The organism is Streptococcus pseudopneumoniae, from assembly GCF_001070815.1.
GTDB classification, from domain to species: Bacteria; Bacillota; Bacilli; order Lactobacillales; family Streptococcaceae; genus Streptococcus; species Streptococcus pseudopneumoniae_P.
On record NZ_JVLX01000025.1, the window covers coordinates 1 to 4211 of the forward strand.

A 4211-nucleotide genomic window follows, 5' to 3' on the forward strand; every position below is an offset into this window, starting at 1 on the left:
TCTATCTGCAACCTCAAAACAGTGTTTTGAGCTGACTTCGTCAGTTTCATCTACAACCTCAAAGCAGTGCTTTGAGCAGCCTGCGGCTAGTTTCCTAATTTGCTCTTTGATTTTCATTGAGTATTATTTCTCTCTTTATGACGCTCATAAGCCTTGAGCTGGCGCTGCAGTTCCTTTTTAATAGCAGGTTCTGGAGCATATTTTTCTTCCCAATCATCTGGTTTTAAGATTTTATGGGTCACTGGATCAAAATGAGCCTTGCCATCTGGAAAAATTTTCCCCATATTGGCCTGATGAACAATATCAAAAATACGTTCTGGATCCACCCCCATCAAGACAAAACTACCGTAGGTAAAGTAAAGCGTGTCGATCAGGGCATCTACCTGACCTATCAAATCTTGCTGAGCAGGCGTCTTCTTAGCCACTTTATCGGCCGCCTTATCAAGAGCTTGATGAAGTTGCGATAGAGCTTGACCAAAGTCCTCTTCAGAAGGACTGGCAGCTCTAACAAATTCCACCAATTCTTCTATTTTAAAGCCAGCCCTGTGGGTTGCACCTTCTAAATCCCAAGCTCGTGGTTCTTCTTGGGTTCGTTCATCCATCATGTGGTGGAAGGTCTTGACCTTATTGAAATGATAGTCACGGCTGACAAAGACTTTTTCTGAAGCTAGAACACCAAAATGTTCCAGGGCCTTGTGGATTCCGTCTTGCTGATTACTAGTGGTAATGTGCTTAGCAACTTCCTTGACACTGCTACTACCATTTCCCATAGCGACCGACATACCAACACCTGCAAGCATTTCAAGGTCGTTATCTGAATCACCAAAGGCCATGACTTGGTTGAGATCAAAACCATATTCTTTCCCGACTCGGCGTATGCCTTCCAACTTAGAGTTTCCTTGATTGATAACATCCGCTGCAAAAGGATTGCTACGTGTCAATTTCAAGTCTTCAAAATCAGCTGCTGCCTTCTCAGATTCTTCTGGTGTCATCAGCATCAAAACTTGGTAGATAGGCTGATTCATCAGATCAAGCAGGTCTTCTTCCTTTTGGGGAACAACCTTGCTGACCATACGATTAAAGGAATGACTCACTGTCCGAGTTAAAACTGAGGGAACGAAGCGACTGATTCGTTGGGAAAAAGAACCCAGACCAAAAGACATGATTTTGGAACCCAACATGGCATCCTTGGTCCCTAGAGCAATCTCCTTGCCCTCTTTTTTAGCATAACTGATTAACTGGCGCAAATGTAACTTGGAAATTGGGCTCGTGAACAAGACTCTGTCTTTAGTAAAGATATACTGGCCATTGTAGGTTACCGCAAAGTCCAGATCCAAATCGTCCATCAATTCCTTAACAAAAAAAGGTCCTCGTCCTGTCGCTACACCGACAAGCACCCCTTGTTCTTTGACAATCTTAATCGCGTCCTTAGTGGATTTCAAAACACTCTTGTGATCGTTGACCAAGGTTCCATCGATATCAAAAAAAACAGCTTTGACTTCCATCCTATCCCAATCTCCCCTTTTGTGATACAATGATTATACCACATTTCAGAAAGAGTGAGTAAATCATGCCTAAGAAAATCCTTGTTTTACATACAGGTGGGACTATTTCCATGCAAGCCGATGCTTCTGGCGCTGTTGTGACGAGTTCAGATAATCCCATGAACCATGTGTCCAATCCTCTTGAAGGAATCCATGTCCACGACTTGGACTTTTTTAACCTGCCAAGCCCTCATATCCAACCCAAGCATATGCTGGCCCTCTACCAAAAAATCAAAGAGGAAGCTGCTAACTACGATGGAGTGGTAATCACACACGGGACCGATACTTTAGAGGAAACAGCCTATTTCCTTGATACCATGGAAGTTCCCCATATGCCTATCGTTCTAACAGGGGCCATGCGTAGCTCTAACGAACTCGGCAGCGACGGTGTTTATAACTATCTGAGTGCTTTACGGGTGGCTAGCGATGACAGGGCTGCGGACAAAGGGGTTTTGGTTGTTATGAACGATGAAATCCATGCTGCCAAGTATGTTACCAAAACGCATACGACCAACGTCGGCACCTTCCAGACCCCAACACATGGGCCACTTGGTCTGATTACGAAGCGGGAAATCCTCTACTTCAAAACAGCTGAACCTCGTGTTCGCTTTGACCTTGATCACATACAAGGATTGGTCCCTATCATCTCGGCTTATGCTGGTATGACAGATGAGCTAATTGATATGCTGGATTTGGAACAATTGGACGGTTTGATTATCCAAGCCTTCGGGGCTGGTAATGTTCCCAAAGAAACGGCTCAAAAATTAGAAAGCCTTCTGCAACAAGGAATCCCAGTCGCCCTTGTTTCACGATGCTTTAACGGTATTGCGGAACCTGTTTATGCCTACCAGGGCGGGGGCGTGCAGTTGCAAAAATCTGGTGTCTTCTTTGTTAAAGAACTCAACGCCCAAAAAGCCCGCCTAAAGCTCCTCATTGCCCTCAATGCCGGACTAACAGGACAGGCTTTGAAAGACTATATGGAAGGGTAAGTCTCTTCTCTAAAAACAAATCAGGAAATCTTCACGATTCCCTGATTTTTTCTATTTACGTTTTCGTGTTGAGCGGCGTTCTGTCAAACCATGAGGTAAGAGAACTTCACGTTCTTCCAACTCTTCCTTGTGCATAATCTTAGTCAACATACGCATACTAATAGCACCAAGGTCATAAAGAGGTTGGGCAATAGTGGTCAAGTTTGGACGAGTAAAGCGAGAGACCTGTGAATCATCACTAGTAATGATTTCAAACTCTTCTGGTACTGACACACCCTTATCAGCAAGGCCGTTCAAGACACCTGCTGCCAACTCATCACCTGTTACAACTGCTGCAGTTGCATTTGATGAAATCAAGCGTTCTGCCAAGGCATAGCCATCTTCATAAGTGTATTTAGACTCAAATACCAATCCTTCGCTATAAGAAATCCCTGCTTTTTTCAAGGCTTCCTTGTAGCCAACCAAACGAACCTTACCATTGATATCATCCACTAGTGGACCGCTAACGAAAGCAATGCGCTCATTTTCTTTAGCAAGGTAGGTTACTGCATCAATCGTTGCTTGTTTGTAGTCAATATTGACACTTGGAAGCTGATGTTCTACATCCACAGTTCCTGCAAGAACAACTGGTGTTCGAGAACGAGAAAACTCTGAACGAATTTTTTCAGTCAAGTGGTACCCCATAAAGATGATACCATCCACTTGCTTAGAAAACAGGGTATTGACAACTGAAACTTCCTTATCATCATCCTCATCACTATTAGCAAGAACGATATTATACTTGTACATTTCAGCAATATCATCAATCCCTTTGGCAAGCGTTGAGAAATAACCATTGGTGATATTTGGAATCACGACACCGACAGTAGTTGTCTTTTTACTTGCAAGACCACGCGCCACGGCATTTGGACGGTAATCCAAACGATCAATCACCTCAAGCACTTTTTTACGAGTATTCTCTTTTACATTTTTATTGCCATTAACTACACGGCTAACCGTCGCCATTGAAACCCCTGCTTCACGGGCGACATCATAAATCGTTACTGTATCGTCTGTATTCATTCCATTTCCTTTCTATATCATACCTCACGAGACTCTAAAAAAGAGACGGTATGAAAATTTCGTTTTCATGATTCTACTTATTCCATTTTATCACTATTTGTAAACACTTTCAAGCTTTTTTTGAAGATTATTTGAAAAAATTTCATAGGAAGCTATGTTTATGAAGAAAAAATCACCTTTTCTTGATTTTTAATCCTATTTGCTGTATGATAAGGGAAAAGAAAGGGGGAAGAAATATGGCTTTTACCAATACCCACATGCGGTCAGCTAGTTTTGGCATTGTTACCAGCTTGCCTGATGACGTCATTGACTCTTTTTGGTATATCATCGACCACTTCTTAAAAAATGTCTTTGAATTGGAAGAAGAACTCGAGTTTCAATTGCTTAATAACCAAGGAAAAATTACCTTCCACTTCTCAAGTCAGCACCTCCCTACAGCCATTGATTTTGACTTTAACCACCCTTTCGACCCTCTTTATCCCCCGAGAGTTCTGGTTTTAGATATGGATGGTAGAGAAACTATCCTCCTCCCAAAAGAAAATGACCTATTTTAATACTCAAGGAAAATCAAAGAGCAAACTAGGAAGCTAGCCGCAAGCTGTACTTGAGTACGGTA

4 protein-coding genes are annotated in these 4211 nt (G+C 42.5%); 2 read left to right on the forward strand and 2 right to left on the reverse strand.

What is annotated here, in order from left to right:
• Positions 1 to 113: 113 nt before the first annotated feature.
• Entirely contained in the window at positions 114 to 1505 is a 1392-nt protein-coding gene (locus tag ADG81_RS02740) for a Cof-type HAD-IIB family hydrolase (RefSeq protein ID WP_023947045.1), read from the reverse strand.
• Positions 1506 to 1570: 65 nt separating this feature from the next.
• Between ADG81_RS02740 and ADG81_RS02745 the strand changes: the two genes are divergently transcribed.
• A complete protein-coding gene (locus tag ADG81_RS02745; protein ID WP_023947043.1) occupies positions 1571 to 2533 on the forward strand; it encodes an asparaginase in 963 nt (320 codons plus the stop codon).
• Positions 2534 to 2584: 51 nt separating this feature from the next.
• Here ADG81_RS02745 and ccpA read toward each other — a convergent pair whose 3' ends face one another.
• Positions 2585 to 3595 (reverse strand): catabolite control protein A, encoded by a 1011-nt coding sequence (ccpA, locus tag ADG81_RS02750; protein ID WP_001090628.1) that lies wholly within the window; start codon positions 3593 to 3595, stop codon positions 2585 to 2587.
• A gap of 236 nt (positions 3596 to 3831) precedes the next feature.
• Here ccpA and ADG81_RS02755 point away from each other — a divergent pair, with 236 nt between their 5' ends.
• The gene (locus ADG81_RS02755) at positions 3832 to 4149 is read left to right on the forward strand and encodes a DUF960 domain-containing protein (RefSeq protein WP_049550832.1); all 318 of its coding nucleotides are present in this window, start codon (positions 3832 to 3834) and stop codon (positions 4147 to 4149) included.
• The last annotated feature ends 62 nt before the right edge of the window (positions 4150 to 4211 follow it).

Bases quoted from the DNA above. Each gene is read 5' to 3' on its own strand.
- ADG81_RS02740 (WP_023947045.1), bottom strand. From the start codon at position 1,505: ATGGAAGTCAAAGCTGTTTTTTTTGATATCGATGGAACCTTGGTCAAC.
- ADG81_RS02745 (WP_023947043.1), top strand. From the start codon at position 1,571: ATGCCTAAGAAAATCCTTGTTTTACATACAGGTGGGACTATTTCCATG.
- ccpA (WP_001090628.1), bottom strand. From the start codon at position 3,595: ATGAATACAGACGATACAGTAACGATTTATGATGTCGCCCGTGAAGCA.
- ADG81_RS02755 (WP_049550832.1), top strand. From the start codon at position 3,832: ATGGCTTTTACCAATACCCACATGCGGTCAGCTAGTTTTGGCATTGTT.